The organism is Kitasatospora sp. NPDC058406 (genome assembly GCF_042722765.1).
Lineage (GTDB): Bacteria > Actinomycetota > Actinomycetes > Streptomycetales > Streptomycetaceae > Kitasatospora.
In genome coordinates, this window is the sequence record NZ_JBHXKE010000013.1 from 54,322 (window position 1) to 68,933 (window position 14,612).

General features: G+C 73.8%; 14 protein-coding genes. 7 read left to right on the forward strand and 7 right to left on the reverse strand.

The genetic code is table 11. The annotated features are described in order from the left end of the window. Nucleotide 1 precedes the first annotated feature (1 nt). Nucleotides 2-433 (reverse strand): hypothetical protein, encoded by a 432-nt coding sequence (locus ACFWOG_RS04895; protein ID WP_329949953.1) that lies wholly within the window; start codon nt 431-433, stop codon nt 2-4. Between the two features lie 233 nt (nt 434-666). Beyond that, nucleotides 667-1,128 carry a helix-turn-helix domain-containing protein gene (locus ACFWOG_RS04900; RefSeq protein ID WP_329949952.1) on the reverse strand — a complete coding sequence of 154 codons (462 nt, stop codon included), beginning with the start codon at nt 1,126-1,128 and terminating at the stop codon, nt 667-669. Nucleotides 1,129-1,256: 128 nt separating this feature from the next. On the opposite strand from ACFWOG_RS04900, the gene ACFWOG_RS04905 reads away from it, so the two are divergent. Beyond that, nucleotides 1,257-2,237, forward strand: a complete 981-nt coding sequence (locus ACFWOG_RS04905) for a zinc-binding dehydrogenase (RefSeq protein WP_329875958.1) — start codon at nt 1,257-1,259, stop codon at nt 2,235-2,237. Between the two features lie 35 nt (nt 2,238-2,272). Here the strand turns inward: ACFWOG_RS04905 and ACFWOG_RS04910 are convergent, their stop codons facing one another. After that, nucleotides 2,273-2,563, reverse strand: coding sequence for a DUF2695 domain-containing protein (locus tag ACFWOG_RS04910; protein ID WP_329875957.1), 291 nt, complete (start codon nt 2,561-2,563; stop codon nt 2,273-2,275). Nucleotides 2,564-2,763: 200 nt separating this feature from the next. On the opposite strand from ACFWOG_RS04910, the gene ACFWOG_RS04915 reads away from it, so the two are divergent. Then, a complete protein-coding gene (locus ACFWOG_RS04915) occupies nt 2,764-3,606 on the forward strand; it encodes a TIGR04222 domain-containing membrane protein (protein WP_380354876.1) in 843 nt (280 codons plus the stop codon). A gap of 77 nt (nt 3,607-3,683) precedes the next feature. Here ACFWOG_RS04915 and ACFWOG_RS04920 read toward each other — a convergent pair whose 3' ends face one another. From ACFWOG_RS04920 to ACFWOG_RS04935, 4 genes are all read right to left on the reverse strand, one after another. Beyond that, nucleotides 3,684-4,883: a PP2C family protein-serine/threonine phosphatase gene (locus ACFWOG_RS04920; RefSeq protein WP_380354879.1), complete on the reverse strand. Its 1,200-nt coding sequence runs from the start codon at nt 4,881-4,883 to the stop codon at nt 3,684-3,686. 401 nt (nt 4,884-5,284) lie between these two features. After that, a complete protein-coding gene (locus tag ACFWOG_RS04925) occupies nt 5,285-5,455 on the reverse strand; it encodes a hydrophobic protein (RefSeq protein ID WP_329875954.1) in 171 nt (56 codons plus the stop codon). Nucleotides 5,456-5,566: 111 nt separating this feature from the next. Continuing rightward, nucleotides 5,567-6,991, reverse strand: coding sequence for an ATP-binding protein (locus tag ACFWOG_RS04930; protein ID WP_380354881.1), 1,425 nt, complete (start codon nt 6,989-6,991; stop codon nt 5,567-5,569). Further along, nucleotides 6,988-7,674 carry a response regulator transcription factor gene (locus ACFWOG_RS04935; protein WP_329949949.1) on the reverse strand — a complete coding sequence of 229 codons (687 nt, stop codon included), beginning with the start codon at nt 7,672-7,674 and terminating at the stop codon, nt 6,988-6,990. Before ACFWOG_RS04935 ends, ACFWOG_RS04930 begins: the two co-directional genes overlap by 4 nt. A gap of 209 nt (nt 7,675-7,883) precedes the next feature. Here ACFWOG_RS04935 and ACFWOG_RS04940 point away from each other — a divergent pair, with 209 nt between their 5' ends. From ACFWOG_RS04940 to ACFWOG_RS04960, 5 genes are all read left to right on the forward strand, one after another. Next, a complete protein-coding gene (locus tag ACFWOG_RS04940) occupies nt 7,884-8,015 on the forward strand; it encodes a hypothetical protein (protein ID WP_329875951.1) in 132 nt (43 codons plus the stop codon). A gap of 98 nt (nt 8,016-8,113) precedes the next feature. Beyond that, on the forward strand, nt 8,114-8,878 hold the full coding sequence (locus ACFWOG_RS04945; RefSeq protein ID WP_329949948.1) for a DUF2993 domain-containing protein: 765 nt from the start codon (nt 8,114-8,116) through the stop codon (nt 8,876-8,878). After that, nucleotides 8,875-10,155, forward strand: a complete 1,281-nt coding sequence (locus tag ACFWOG_RS04950) for an alpha/beta hydrolase (protein ID WP_380354885.1) — start codon at nt 8,875-8,877, stop codon at nt 10,153-10,155. Before ACFWOG_RS04945 ends, ACFWOG_RS04950 begins: the two co-directional genes overlap by 4 nt. A gap of 121 nt (nt 10,156-10,276) precedes the next feature. Further along, nucleotides 10,277-11,026 (forward strand): hypothetical protein, encoded by a 750-nt coding sequence (locus tag ACFWOG_RS04955; RefSeq protein ID WP_329875948.1) that lies wholly within the window; start codon nt 10,277-10,279, stop codon nt 11,024-11,026. Nucleotides 11,027-11,608: 582 nt separating this feature from the next. Beyond that, nucleotides 11,609-14,545: a discoidin domain-containing protein gene (locus tag ACFWOG_RS04960; RefSeq protein ID WP_380354888.1), complete on the forward strand. Its 2,937-nt coding sequence runs from the start codon at nt 11,609-11,611 to the stop codon at nt 14,543-14,545. Nucleotides 14,546-14,612 lie beyond the last annotated feature (67 nt).

Here is a 14,612-nt window from a genome sequence, read left to right on the forward strand (position 1 = left end):
CTCAGGCCGCGCCCGGAGCGTCCGCGAGGCGGGCTTCGATCTCGTCGAGGATCGGCCGGTAGGCCGCCTCGGCCGCCCGCATCAGGGTCCCGCACTCGGCGAACAGCCGTCGGGAGCGGGCCCCGCGCCCGGGCACCAGATCGTACCGGCGCAGGCGCACCGTGCGCCGGTCCACCATGAAGCCGGCCTTGCTGCGCACGCCGTGGGCGTGGCGCACGGTGTCCTCGGCGTGGCGCAGCAGGTCCTGGTAGGCGTCGTGGGCCACCTTCCAGCGGGTGGCGTCCTGCTCCGTGCCGGGCACCTCGACGCCGCGCGCCGTCGGGTCGACGACGTCGTACAGGGTGAACCCGAGCCCCTCGGGCACCCGGGCCCAGGACATGGCGTTCCACGGCCACGCGATCAGGGTGTAGGTGCGCTGCTGAACTCGGATCACGCGGTCCCCCCGGGTCTGTGCGCGCCGGGGCCGGCGCCCGCCGCCAGCGTAGAGGCACGGTCCGTGCCCGGCGAGCAGCGGGTACGCGGTCCGGCAGGGGTCCGGTGCCCGTCCCCGTGGCCGCGGCCCCGTGCGGGTACGCCGGAACGGTCGCGGGAGGCGGTGGGCGTTCGCCGGGCGGGCCAACGGAGCCGGTTCAGGAGGGACGGCGGTGCCGTCGGCCGGTCGAGGCGTCAGTCGACGGCATGCCCGGCCCCACGTCCCACTGGTCCGATCGGAGCCGGCCGGGCGACGCGCCCGGCGTCGTAGTCCGCGCGGCTGCGCCGGATGCCGCCGCCGTGCCGGTCGGCCCACCGGGCCACTGCGGCCAGAACCTCGCACAACTCCTCTCCTGCCGAGCTGAGTTCGTAGTCGACACGCGGCGGGATGGTCGGTGTCACCCGGCGAAGCACCAACCCGTCCCGCTCCAGACGCCGCAGCGTCAGGGTCAGCATGCGCGCCGACACCCCCTCCAGGAGGCGGTTCAACTCGCCGTACCGGCGCGGACGGTCCGCCAGTAGCGCGACGACGAGCGGGGTCCACTTGTCCCCCAGGCGGTCCAGCGCCTCGCGGGCCGGACACTCCTCCAGCACGTCCCGGGCGCGGGCAGGAACAGGAGTGTGAGCAACGGACAGCAAAGTGCGTTCTTCCCTCATCCGCGCCGTTCTAGCAGCATCGGATCGAGGCAGACAAGGCCGGTCCGCGATCCGGCCGATCACTGCCGGGCTGCCCCGTCGCGGGCATGGCCCCGTCCCCCCTGTCATCGGCAGATCAGGAGATCAGCATGCGCGCCGTCGTCTTCCACCGTCACGGTCCGGCCCACGTACTGGAGGTGGACCGCGCCTTCCCCGACCCGTCCCCCGGACCGGACGATGCCCTGGTCAGGGTCGCCGCCGCGGGCGTGAGCTTCGCCGACACCTGGCTGCGCTCCGGCAGGCTGCACAGCATCGGCCACGCCCCGCCTGCCCGCTTCCCCGTCGTGCCCGGCGGCGAGGTCGCGGGCACCGTGGTCGGGGTCGGCGCGCACGCCGACCCCGCGTTGGTCGGCCGCCGGGTCGTCGCCGTCCTGGCGGCGGGGTGCGGCGGATACGCCGAGTACGCCGGCGTCCCCGCCGGCCACCTGATCGCTCTCCCCGAAGGGCTGGGGCCCGCCGACGCGGTCGCCCTGGCCGTGGCGGGCAGCACCGCCGTCGGCGTGGTCGCCGCCGCACGCCTCACGGGAACGGAGACCGTCCTGGTGGAGGGAGCGGGCGGCGGAGTCGGCCATCTGCTGCTCCAACTGCTGCGCGGCGCCGGAGCCTTCAGGATCCTTGCCCTCGCCCACGGCGACGCCAGGCAGTCCCTCGCCCGCGAATGCGGCGCCGACCACGTCATCGACTCCAGGGATCCCGACTGGCCGGGCCTCGTCGCCGACGCGGCAGGGCCCGCCGGCGTCGACGTCGTCCTCGACACCGTCGGGGGTTCCCATTCCCGCACCGCCCTCGGCCTGCTCAACCCCGGAACCGGCCGCCTGGTCGCCTACGGCACCGTCGGCGGCGACTGGCCCGAGATCACTCCGGCCGATCTGATGTACCGAGGGGTGGCCCTGGTCGGCTACGGCGGCCAGGCCGCCGATCCCCTGGCCCGCCGTGCCCTGACCGTCGCCGCGCTCGCCGCCGGTCTGCGCCCCCACCTCGGGCTCGTCCGCCCCCTCGACGGGGCCGCCGAGGCCCACCACGCGATCCAGACCGGCACCCTCACCGGCAAGGCCGTCCTCCTGCCCTGACCGGCACCGGCCCGTCCGGAGGCGGCGGAGCGGAATCAGACCCTTTCGTCCGGGTCGAGGTTCGCGAGCACCTCGCAGTCGCAGCCGGCACCGTTGGCCAGGAGGCCCGCTTCCGGCGCGGACCACGGCACCGACCAGGCGTCGGCCCAGGCCCGGGAGTGTCTCAGGGTGTGATCACAGTCGGTGTCCGCGAGGCGCTCCTCGACGTGGTCGAGGAGATCGTCGAGTTGTTCGCGGTCGAGGCCGAGCAGGTCCCGCTCCGCGCGCTTGTGCTCCGCCTTGTGGGCGTCGCGCAGCATCCGCCGGCGATCCCGTTCCGAGGACATCCGCACACCCTGCTTCTCGTCGACGAGGCGATGCCCCGTCCTACGGGCGTCGGCGCGCCCGGGCGTCACGGCACGTCCGTGTCAGGGTCGGCGTCGGGACCGGCGTCGGGGCGAGCGGGGACGTCACGGGAACGCGGTGGTCAACCCTTCTCCGTGTCAGGTGCCACCGGGCGGGGTATGGGGCGGGCCGGGGGTGCGCCGTGCCGTGGCGGGTCCTGCTTGTCGTCGCCTACGGGTCGACCGCGCTCTGCGCCGTCCGCTACCGCCGGGCGCTCCGCGTCTTCCTTGACGCTCCGGTGCGTCCGCGCCCGCCCGACGACGAGTTCACGCTCTACGAGGTCGCCTTCCTGTCCCTCTACGAGAAGCGGGTCGCCCAGGTGGCGATCGCGGCGATGATCCTGGGCGGCCGGATGAAGGTCCGGGACAAGGTCCTCACCGTCACCGACCCCGTACCGCGCGATGCGGTCGAAGCCGACGTGCTCAAGGTGATCGGTCTCTCGCCGAGCCGCAGGACCTGGCGGCGGATGGGCCGGTTCGGGCGCAGCCGCGCCATCCTCGCGATCGGGAACAGGCTGGGCGACCAGGGGCTGGTGCGTCACCCCGGGCGGTCCCGGGCGGCGGCGCGCGGCCACGACCGGCTGGTGTGGATCCAGGTGCCGTGCATCGCCGTGGGACTGACCGCCGTCGGACTGGCCGGTGCCGAGGGCGGTCGGACGTTCCTGATCCCGCTCGCCGCCACGGCCGTCCTCCTCGCGGCCGGCTGGAGGGCCGCCAGCCCGAAGGTGAGGGGTCACTACTGGTTCTGCAGCACGACGGAGGAGGGACGGGCCGCGCTGAAGGCCCACTACGCCCGCCACCAGCCGTGGATCCCCCGTACCAACGACCGCCTGTCCCCGCAGGACGCCGAGCTGCTTGCCGCCGGCGTGCAGGGGGGCAGCTTCGGCGGCAGGCTCGGACCCCTGTCCGGGGCCCTCAACTGGCCCGACCGTCCGCGCAGTACCGCCACGCCCGTCAACGACCCCCCGGGGCTCGGCGGCCTCTGACACCGCATCGGCCCCGTCCGTCCGGCGCGGCCGACGCTTCGCGGTCCCGACGCGGCCGGACCGGGCCGCGCGCGAGGTCAGGTGCCGGCCCGGGCGGCCCCGCGGTCCGCGGAGAGGGGGCCGTACCAGTCCAGACACAGGACGGTGGCGTCGTCCCTGACACGGCCGTCGCAGGCGTCGGCGACCGCGGCGACCAGGGTGCGCACGACCTCGCGCGGGTGCTCGGCGGCGGTCTTGCGGATGAGGCCGGGAAGGTCGACCTGGTGCGCTTGGCGTTCCTGCATGCCGTCGGTGTAGAGGACGAGGCGGTCCCCGGGGCGCAGGTCGATGTCCTGCACCCGGTACGGGCCCTGTCCGAGGACGCCGAAGGGCAGGTTCACGGCCAGGCGCAGTTCGTCGACCGTGCCGTCGCGCAGCCGCAGCGGCCAGGGGTGGCCGGCGTTGACGAGCCGGGCGCCGCTCCCGTCCAGGGCGATGCGCAGCAGCTGACCGGTGGCGTAGGTCTGTCGGCCGTGGTCGAGGAGGGCCCGGTGGATCCGCTGGGCCTGTTCGGCGAGGTCGGTGCCGGCGCGGCGGGCGCCGCGGGAGGCGTTGACCAGGAGGGTGGCCATGAGCGAGGCGTCGACGTCGTGGCCCATGGCGTCGGTGATGGACAGGTGCAGGGTGTCGTGGTCGAGGGTGTAGTCGTAGGTGTCGCCGGCGATGTCGGCGGCCGGGACCAGGGCGCCGGCGAGGGCGAACTCGGCGGCTTCGCAGGAGGGGGCGGAGGGCAGGAGCTGGCGCTGGATCTCGGCGGCCAGGCTGACCGGGGTGGTGCGGTTGCCCCAGTGGTAGAGGTCGGTGAAGCGGCGGTCCGCGATGATGATGTACGCCAGCGCGTGCGCGGCCTCCTCGACCTGCTCCAGCACGTCCGGGGTGACCCGGTCGAGGAACAGTTCCAGGACGCCGATGGTGTCGCCGCGGTTGGTGACGGGGGCGAGCACCCGCTCGCCCTGCCCGTCCTGCGGTGCCCGCACCGGCTTCTGGGTGCGCAGGACCTCGTCGTAGACGGTGCTGCCCGCGAGGGGGACCTGTTCGGCGGGGCGTTCTCCGTGCGTGGCCGCCGTGTCGTTGACCCGCAGCAGGCGCCGGCCGACGACGTCGACGAACAGCAGTGACACGTACCGCGCGTCGAAGCGGTCGCGCAGGTTGCGTGCCACGACGTCGAGGGAGTCCATCGGCGCGGCGTCCTCCGCCGCGGCCAGTACCTCGGCCGGTCCGATCCGATCGCGTGCCATGTCGGCCTCCTCGAGTCTCGGACTCTTCGTCCCGCAGGCGCGGCGAGCACCCCGGCTGCGGGACCATTCTCACTGGTGGGGGTGCCGGATGCAGCCGTCCTTCCCGGCGCGCGCACGCCTGACGGAGAACGTTCCGGGCAATGCGGACAAAAAGACTCGCGGGCGGTCGGACGGGAGCGGCGTGGGGCGGGCGACCGACGGGGAACGCGGACAGGCGCCTCGGCATCGCCCAGCCCGTCGCCCGCTCCGGGCGGCGCGCGCGGACCCGGCTGCCCCTCCGTGGACCTCGACGTACGGCGGGTGCGGGCCGGAGGCGGGAAGGCCGTACCCGGGAACGGGGGCGGGACCCGGCGCATGTGCGCGGGTCCCGCCCCCGTTCCCTGGTGCGGACGGACCTGTGGTCACCAGCGGTACCAGCGGTGGCGGCGACCGGAGGAGTGGGTCCCGCGGGCGACGAATCCGACCAGCCAGAGCACCAGGACGATGATGGCTACCCACCAGAGGATCTTCACCGCGAAACCTGCCCCGAACAGGAGCAGGGCCAGCAGCAGGACGAGAAGAAGGGGAACCATGAGTCGACCTCCGTAGTCAGTGTCGGAGGACCGTCTGCCCGGCTGATCAGCCCGTATTCATGGGAATCTTCCCGTCCGACGAGGGCAGAGGACGGGGTCGGGGCCAGGGCGTCAGCCCTCCCCCGGAAGGGTGACGGTGAAGTGGGCGCCGCCTTCGGGACCGTGGCCGCGAAGGACGAGAGTGGCGCCGAGACGCTCGGCGAGGCGTTGGGCGATGGCGAGACCGAGGCCGGTACCGGTGGGGCGGGTGGCGGCGTAGCGGTCGCGCAGGGCGCCCGGTCGGAAGGCGATGCGGACGTCGTCCTCGGTGAGGCCGGGTCCGCCGTCGCGGACCTGTAGTTCCGCCTGGCCCTCGGCGGTGCGCCGGAGGGTGAGGACGACGGGTGCGCCGGGCGGGGTGTGACGGACGGCGTTGGCGAGGAGGCCGTCGAGGAGCTGGCGGACGCGGAAGGCGTCGGTGGCCGCGGTCACCGGTTCGTCGGGGTGTTCCAGGCGCAGGTCCAGCCCTTGCCGCCGGGCCTGCTGGGTCCAGGCCCGCGCGGTCTCCCGGACGAGGGCGTCGAGATCGGCGGGTTCCCGGGTGATGTGGAAGTCGTCGGCGTCGAGGCGGGCGAGTTCGAGGAGATCGGTGACGAACCGGTCCAGGCGCTCGGTCTCGGACAGGAGGATCCGTCCGACCTCCTCCTGTTGTCCGGGTTCGACCACGCCGTCGGCGAGGGCCTCGGCGTAGCCGCGCAGCGCGGTGAGGGGGGTGCGGATCTCGTGGGACACCGAGGTCAGGAACGCGCGCTGGCGACCTTCGCTCTGTTCGAGGGCGGCGCCGAGGGTGTTGAGGGCGCGGGCCACCTCGCGGGCCTCGGCGGGACCGTGGACCGCGCAGTGCAGGTCGCGCTCGCCCCCGGCGAGCCGGTGGGCGACGGCGGCGGCGTCCACCAGGGGGCGGGCGATCCGCCGGGCGAGGAGGGCACCGGCCAGCGCCGCCCCGACCAGCCCGGCGACCAGGGGAAGGGTCAGGCCCGCGCGGATCCGGTCGGCGGCGGCGTCGACTTCGGTGAAGGGCTGGGTGAGGACCACCGCGCCGTCGCGTGCCGGGCGGCCCTCCAGCAGGACGCGCGCGCCACCGAGCACGGCCGTGGTGGAGATGTCCTCGCCGGCCAGCAGGGCGTCCCGGTCGGCCGGGGTGACGGCACCGGCCGACGGGCCGGCCACCTGGCCGTCGGGGGCGATCACGGCGACCTGGACACCGGTGGCCCCGGTCAGCCGCTGCGCCTGGTCGAGCAGCAGCACCGACAGGTTGGGGGCGACGGACAGCACGGCTGCCTGGCGGACCAGCCGTTCCCGGTACTGGGCCTCGGCGTTGGACCGGGCCGTCCGCCAGCCCGCGAACCCGGCCAGCAGCACCGCCACGGTCGCCACCACGGTGGCGAGCAGGACCAGGTTTCCGGTCAGCGAACCGCCCGGCGTACGGCCGCGCGTACGGGCACCCGGTCCTGTACGGGCACCCGCTCGCGCAAGGGCCGGCGGGCGCAGCCTCACCGCCCGTCGTCCTGGGCGCTGTAGCCGACGCCGCGAACGGTCCGGATCGGGCTGGCGTCGCCGAGCTTGGCCCGCAGCTGGGACACGTAGACGTCGACGACCCTGCTGTCCCGGTAGTCGGCGTGCCCCCAGACCTGTGAGAGCAGCTGGTCGCGGCCGAACACCCGGCCCGGCCGGGCCAGCAGATGGGCCAGCAGGTTGAACTCGGTGGTGGTCAGTTCCACCGGCTCCCCGTCGCGGTGCACGGTGCGGCGCTCCGGGTCCAGTCGCAGCCGTCCGACGCTGTAGGCGCCGACGGCCTGCGGTCCGGCGGTCCGGCGCAGCACCGCCTTCACCCGGGCGACCAGCTCGCGCGGGGAGAACGGCTTGGTGACGTAGTCGTCGGCGCCCAGTTCGAGGCCGAGGATCCGATCGGCCTCCTCGTCGCGCGCCGTCACCAGGACGACCGGCGTCCAGTCGTCGGCGGCACGCAGGCGGCGGCAGATCTCGGTGCCGTCCAGGCCCGGGAGCCCGATGTCCAGGACGACCGCCACCGGCCGCAGCCGCCGGACCGCGTCCAGTCCGGCCACCCCGTCGCTCTCGGTGTGCACCCCGAAGCCCTCGCGGGCGAGGTAGAGGCGTTGGAGGTCGGCGATGTGGCGCTCGTCCTCCACGACCAGGACCAGGCCCTTGCTCGGTGTCATCGCCGTCCTCTTCCGACCTCCGCCGCCGCGCACGCTCCGGTCGCGGGTCTCGAACTGCTCCGATGCTAACGCGCCGAACGGGTCGCTCCGGGGCGCCGCCGGTGATCCTTACACGCCCCGAACACTCGCCGAACCCACCGCTTGCAGCCCCGGTCCAGCCTGTTCCCGGGCCCCCCGACCGGCGGGCCCGGACGCGAAGGAGGGCACCGGTGGTCACGGATCCGAGGGCGCTGGTACTGGCCGGCGTGGCGGCCACGGCCGTCCTGCTCGCCGCCGGCGCGGGGTTGCTCGCCCGGACCCGCAGCCGTCCGCGCACCCGCGGCCTCCGCCGCCGGACCTGAGCCCGCGTGCCGAGCCCCGAGCCGACCCACGTCATCCCGAACCGTCCCGAGCCGTCCCGAGCCGTCCCGAGTCATCCCGAGTCATCCCGAGGAGAAGCATGACCCGCCGTCCCGCCCCACCCCGTTCCCCGGCACCCTCACCCGGCCGGCTGCGCCGGATGCTGCGCCCCGCCACCCGGCGCGGCCGGATCGCGCGCGCTGTCGCGGTGCCCGTGGCCACCGTCCTGGTCCTCGCCGCCGGTGCGGAGGTCGCCGCCGGGCACGTACTGGAGAGCCGGATCGCCGAGAGTACCGCGAAGGCCCTCGGTGCCCCGGTGGAGGTGGACACCGGCAGCGGTCCGGCCCTCGTCAAGATCCTCGACCGGCGGCTGGAGCACGTCACCCTGAGCGCCGACAACGCCCGGCTCGGCGGCTTGAGCGGCGCCTCGGCCCGGATCACGCTGACCGACGTGCGGTTCGCCGCGTCCGTACCCAGTGCGGCCGGGGTGTCGGCGCAGATCACGATCCCCGCCGACGCCCTGGCCGCCACCGTGCGCGACTCCGGCCAGAGCCTTCCGGTCGGTGCCGCCCGCACCGATCCGGCCGCCGGCACGATCGAACTCGGCCTGGGCTCCGGCGGCACCGGCCGGCTCACGCTCAAGCCCGCCCTCACCGACGGCAGGGTGACGATCACCGCCACCGCGCTCGAATTCCTCGGCCGCACGATCACCGGCCCCCAGCTCGACCGGATCAACGAGCGCCTCACCGCCAGGAAGCAGGGCGGCGGCTACCCACTGGGCCTCTCGCCCACCGCCCTCGCCGTCACTCCGACCGGCCTCGCCCTCACCCTCTCCGCAGGCCCGACCACCCTGAAGCACTCGTGAACCGGGAGCCCTCGCCGACCATGCCGCAGAACCCCTCACCCCAGCCCCGACCGGCCGCGCCCATCACGCCCGCCACGCCGACCCCACCCGCCACGCCCGTTCGCCGGACTCGCCGCGCCAAGCTGCGCCGCCGCCTGCTCACGGTCGTCGCAGGCATTCTCGTCCTGGCGCTCGGCGCCGCCGCCGGTCTGCTCTGGCTGGCCGCGGGCAAGATCGTCAGCCCCATCGACGACACCCCGCTCAACACCCGCGTCCTCGCCTCCGGCCCCGGCACGGTGACCCTCCCCGCCACCACCGACAGCCGCTACGCCGGCACCTACGGCCTGGTCTGGCAGGACACCGCCGACCGCCGCCACCACGGCGTCCTCGGGTCCGTCCTCACCACCGACGGCGACACCGTCACCAGGGAGCTCACCGCCGACACGGTGCCCACCCCCGGCGCCAAGGCGAAGATCATCGTCACCGTCTGGAACTCCGACCCCCGGCACGCCGCCGGGCTCGACTTCCAGGACGTCACCTACCCCGGCGAACTCGGCCCGATGCCCGCCTGGTTCGTCCCCGGCACCGGCACCACCTGGGCCATCCAGGTCCACGGGCTCGGCGCCGGCCGCGCCGCCGGACTGCGCACCATGCCCCAACTGCACGAACTCGGCCACCCCGTCCTCGACATCATCTACCGCAACGACCCCGGCGCCCCCAGGGACAGCAGCGGCAAGCGCCACTTCGGCGACACCGAGTGGCGCGACCTCGACGCCGCCGTCCGGTACGCCCGCAGCCAGGGGGCCACCGATGTCGTCCTGATCGGCTACTCCATGGGCGGGGCCGTCGTGGAGGCCTACCTCCAGCGCGCCGCCGACACCGACGCCGTCAGCGCCGTCGTCCTCGACTCGCCCGCCCTGGACTACCGCGCGGCCCTCGACTCCATCGTGACCGGCCTCGGTCTGCCCGCACCCGTCGCCGCCCTCGAGACCGGGATCATCGGCCTGCGCGCGGACGTGGACTTCGACGACATCGACGCCCTGGCCGTCAACCGGCGCACCGGCGGCCCCGAGCAGCCCGTCCTGCTCTTCCACGGCACCGGCGACAGCGTCGTGCCCTACACCACCAGCGCCGAGTTCGCCCGCGACTGGCCCGGCAAGGTCACCCTCGTCACCGTCGAAGGAGCGAGCCACACCGGCGCGTGGAACGCCGATCCCGCCGCCTACGACAAGGAGCTCGCCGCCTTCCTGACGCAGCACAGGCGGACACCTGACGCCGTCCGGCCCGCAGGACCGTGACCAGCGGGCCGCACGGCAAGGCGGACGGACTCCGCAGTCCATGGCGCGGGACAAAGGCAGGATCCGCAAGGAAGACCCGGGTTCCGTGTCAAGGCGCCACCACCCGGAGGAAGATGATCCGATGAACCACGTACCGGAGGACGCCGGCAGGCGACACCGCATCTTCGTGTGGGCCGCCTGGAACCGCGACGAGGCGACCTGCCACATACGGCGCATCATCAACGTGAGGAAGCCGGACGGTACCTTCGCCGGACGGAAGGACAGCCCGGGCAACAAGAAGGTCTTCGGGTTCCGGACCGGCCCCCTCGCCCGCAACACCGACGAAGCCGCCGTGCTGGGCGTGCTGGCGGGCCTCGTGGCCGCCGAACACTCGGACGACGTGACGATCGTCCTGGCGTCCCGGACCGCGGACGACCTGCTCCAGCACGTCCGTGACACGGGCGAGTTCCCGCAGCCGCACCCCCTCGCCGAGACCCTGCTCGGATGGACCGGCCGACGGCTCTCCCGCGCGGTCCGGAGCGTCGAGCCTCCGACCCACCCCACGTTCGCCGGTCTCCACCGCGCGGCCGAGTCGTCGCACCTCGGGCCCGGCGTCCTCAAGACCCTTCCGGAGGTGTGTCAGTACCTCGCCACGGGCCGCCTCGGCCCGCTGGAGGATCCCCGGAGGACCGACGCCGACGGGTGTCGGTGCGGGAAGGTCCGCTACGACTCCTGGGATCTCGCCCTGGAGGCGCTCCTGGCCATCACGAGTCGGCGTGATCTCGGCTACTACCCGAAGCGGGTGTACGCGTGCCCGACGAGTCGTCAGTGGCACCTCACGAGCCGGGCAACCGAGGGGCAGGTCGGACGGTCCGGCCCCTCGGCCCGGTGATTCCCCCGGCGCCGCCCGGGCGGCGCCGCTGCCGGCCGCGGACGGCCGCGGACGCACGGCGGTCCCCATGACGTCGCTGCTCCCGCTGCCTACCGAGGAGAGACAGTCGGTAGATTAGACGACATACATCTGTTCATCTTTTGCGCAGAGATGAGCTCCCAGGAATACAGGCCGGCGACGAGCGTGTCAACGAACCCGGCCGATCCCTGCCCGCAGGACACTTGATCCCCCGCCCAAGTCCGTTCGCATCAAGTGGACGGCACCCCGCCGGACATCCCCGTGGAGGCGAGGGAGGGGGCGGTCAGTCATGGGCGAATGAGAATCGATGTCTTGCAGTCCTGTGTCACATCTTTGCTCTTTCCTATGGACTTCATGCGATGACCGACCGTAGTCTCTCGCCTCGGCGGCAGCCCCCGCGCCGCTCCCCAACTCCCGGTGCGCTCCGCTCCGTTCACCGGGCGCCCCGCCCGTGGCGACGGCCGACCGCGCGGGCTCGCACCCCACCGCCACCACCCCACCGCTACGACCCCGTCACCACCACCCCGCCATCACCCCCACGACCGGCAAGGATGTGCTGACTCCATGCAACGACAACGCCGCCCGCAGCCACGGATCCGGTTCCGGAACGGCCTCGCCGCGTTCACCGCCGTCGCGGTGGGCGCGGCCGGCCTGTTCACCGCGGCCGCCGTCACGACGGCCGCCCCCGCCCACGCCGCCGCGGTGCCGACGCTCTCCCCGCTGGACGTCCCCGCCCGGGGCGCCACCGTGCCGTTCAAGGAGCAGGAGGCCGAGTACGCGGCGACCAACGGCACCGTGATCGGCCCCGAGCGGGCGTACGGCACGCTCCCCTCCGAGGCCTCCGGGCGCCAGGCCGTCACCCTCGACGCCCCCGGCGAGTACGTCGAGTTCACCCTCACCGCACCGGCCAACGCGATGAGCTTCCGGTACTCCCTCCCGGACAGCGCGGACGGCCGGGGCCGGGACGCCTCGCTCGGCCTCCTGGTCGACGGGGTGAAGCTGAAGGACCTGCCGGTCACCTCCAAGTACGGCTGGTACTACGGGGGGTACCCGTTCAACAACAACCCCGGGGACACCAACCCGCACCACTTCTACGACGAGACCCGGACCATGTTCGGCTCCTCGCTGCCGACCGGCACCAGGATCCGGCTGCAGGTCACCTCGACCGCGCAGTCGCCGACCTTCACCGTCGACCTGGCCGACTTCGAGCAGGTCGCCGCGCCGATCGCCGCACCCGCCGGCGCCATCGACGTCGTGGCCGACTTCGGCGCCGACCCCACCGGAGCCGCCGACAGCACCGCGAGGTTCCAGGCTGCGGTCGACGCCGGCCAGGCGCAGGGCCGGACGGTCTTCGTCCCGCCGGGCAGCTTCACCCTCTACGACCACGTCGTGGTGGACGGCGTCACGCTGGCCGGCGCCGGGCCCTGGTACAGCGTGCTCGGCGGACGCGACCCGGTGAACCGGAACCGGGCCGCAGGCATCTACGGCAAGTACGCCCCCGGCGGCGGGTACGGCGGGGCGGTCCGCCCGCACGAGTCGAACGGCCCGAGCCGCAACGTCACCCTCAAGGACTTCGCCGTCATCGGCGACATCAGGGAGCGCGTCGACGACGACCAGGTGAACGCCATCGGCGGCGCGATGAGCAACTCCACCGTCGACAACCTCTGGATCCAGCACACCAAGGTGGCCGCCTGGATGGACGGTCCGATGGACCGCTTCACCCTCAGGAACAGCCGCATCCTGGACCAGACCGCCGACGGCGTGAACTTCCACACCGGCGTCACCGGCTCGACGGTCACCAACACCTTCGTCCGCAACACCGGCGACGACGGCCTGGCCTCCTGGCCGGAGCGGGTGCCCAACGTCGGCGACAGCTTCACCCGCAACACCGTGGTCCTGCCGATCCTGGCGAACAACATCGTCACCTACGGCGGCAAGGACTTCACCATCTCCGACAACGTGATGGCCGACACCGTCACCAACGGCGGCGGCCTGCACATCGCCAACCGCTACCCGGGGGTCGGCTCCGGCAACGGCACCGCCGTGGCCGGGACCATCACCGCTGCCAGGAACACCCTGATCCGGACCGGCAACAGCGACTACAACTGGAACTTCGGCGTCGGCGCCATCTGGTTCAGCGGCCTCAACGAGCCGATCAGGGGCGCGCACATCACCGTGACCGACACCGACGTCCTCGACAGCTCCTACGCGGCGATCCACACCATCGAGGGCGCGTCCGAGGGCATCGAGTTCACCAACACCACCATCGACGGGGCCGGCACCTACGCGATCCAGGCCCAGGCCGCCGCCGACATGCGGTTCACCCACGTGACCGCGAAGAACATCGCCCAGAGCGCCACCCCGACCCACAACTGCGTCGGCGCCGGATTCAAGGTCACCGACGGCGGGGGGAACTCCGGCTGGTCCGGCTCCACCTGCTCCGGCCTGTGGCCCGCCCCGCGGTTCACCTACGGCGGCCGCCCGACCGGCGGAACCCCGACGCCGTCCCCCACACCGAGTGTGCCCACCACCCCGACGACCCCCTCCCCCAGCGCACCCTCGCCGACGACCACCGCCCCGACCACACCGCCGGCCTGCGATCCCGGCACGGGCAACCTGGCCCGGGGCAAGAACACCACGGCCACCAGCCGCAACCAGACCTACACCGCCGCCAACGCCGTGGACGGCGACGCCGCCACCTACTGGGAGAGCGCCAACGACGCGTTCCCCCAGGCGCTGACCGTCGACCTCTGCGCCGTGACCGGCGTGGACAGCGTCACCGCCAGGCTCCCCGCCTCGTGGGGTGCACGCACCCAGACCCTCTCCGTCGAGGGCTCCGCCGACGGCACCGCCTTCACCACCCTGGCCCCCGCCGCCGGGCGCACCTTCGATCCGGCCGGTGGCAACGCCGTCACCATCGGACTCCCCCGCAGCAACGCCCGCTTCGTCCGGGTGACCGTCACCGGGAACACCGGCTGGCCGGCCGCCCAGCTCGGCGAGCTGGAGATCCGGGCCACCGGCGCGACCGCCACCCCGACGCCCACCACCACACCCACCACGCCGACCACCACACCCCCGGCCGGAACCAACCTCCTCGCGGGCAAGCCCCTCACCGCCACCGGCTCGGTCGGCGGCTACGGCCCCGGCCAGGCCGCCGACGGCGACACCGGAAGCTACTGGGAGAGCACCGGCCACGCCTTCCCGCAGTCGCTGACCGCCGACCTCGGCGCCCCCACCGCCGTCGGCCGGCTGGTGCTGAAACTGCCGCCGGCCCCCGCCTGGACCGCCCGGACCCAGACCCTCGCGGTGCTCGCCAGCACCGACGGCACGACGTGGACCACGGCCAGGGCCGAAGCCGCCCACCGCTTCGACCCGGCCACCGGCAACACGGTCACCCTCGCCGTACCGGGCACCACCGCACGTCACCTGCGGCTCTCGTTCACCGGCAACACCGGCTGGCCGGCCGCCCAGCTCGCCGAGTTCGAGGCCTACACCTCCTGACCCCGCGTCCCCCGGGCAGAACCCGAAGCGCCGCAGGCCCCGCCGTTCCGATGGACCGGAACGGCGG

Bases quoted from the DNA above. Each gene is read 5' to 3' on its own strand.
- ACFWOG_RS04900 (WP_329949952.1), bottom strand. From the start codon at position 1,128: ATGAGGGAAGAACGCACTTTGCTGTCCGTTGCTCACACTCCTGTTCCT.
- ACFWOG_RS04905 (WP_329875958.1), top strand. From the start codon at position 1,257: ATGCGCGCCGTCGTCTTCCACCGTCACGGTCCGGCCCACGTACTGGAG.
- ACFWOG_RS04910 (WP_329875957.1), bottom strand. From the start codon at position 2,563: ATGTCCTCGGAACGGGATCGCCGGCGGATGCTGCGCGACGCCCACAAG.
- ACFWOG_RS04920 (WP_380354879.1), bottom strand. From the start codon at position 4,883: ATGGCACGCGATCGGATCGGACCGGCCGAGGTACTGGCCGCGGCGGAG.
- ACFWOG_RS04925 (WP_329875954.1), bottom strand. From the start codon at position 5,455: ATGGTTCCCCTTCTTCTCGTCCTGCTGCTGGCCCTGCTCCTGTTCGGG.
- ACFWOG_RS04935 (WP_329949949.1), bottom strand. From the start codon at position 7,674: ATGACACCGAGCAAGGGCCTGGTCCTGGTCGTGGAGGACGAGCGCCAC.
- ACFWOG_RS04945 (WP_329949948.1), top strand. From the start codon at position 8,114: ATGACCCGCCGTCCCGCCCCACCCCGTTCCCCGGCACCCTCACCCGGC.
- ACFWOG_RS04955 (WP_329875948.1), top strand. From the start codon at position 10,277: ATGAACCACGTACCGGAGGACGCCGGCAGGCGACACCGCATCTTCGTG.
- ACFWOG_RS04960 (WP_380354888.1), top strand. From the start codon at position 11,609: ATGCAACGACAACGCCGCCCGCAGCCACGGATCCGGTTCCGGAACGGC.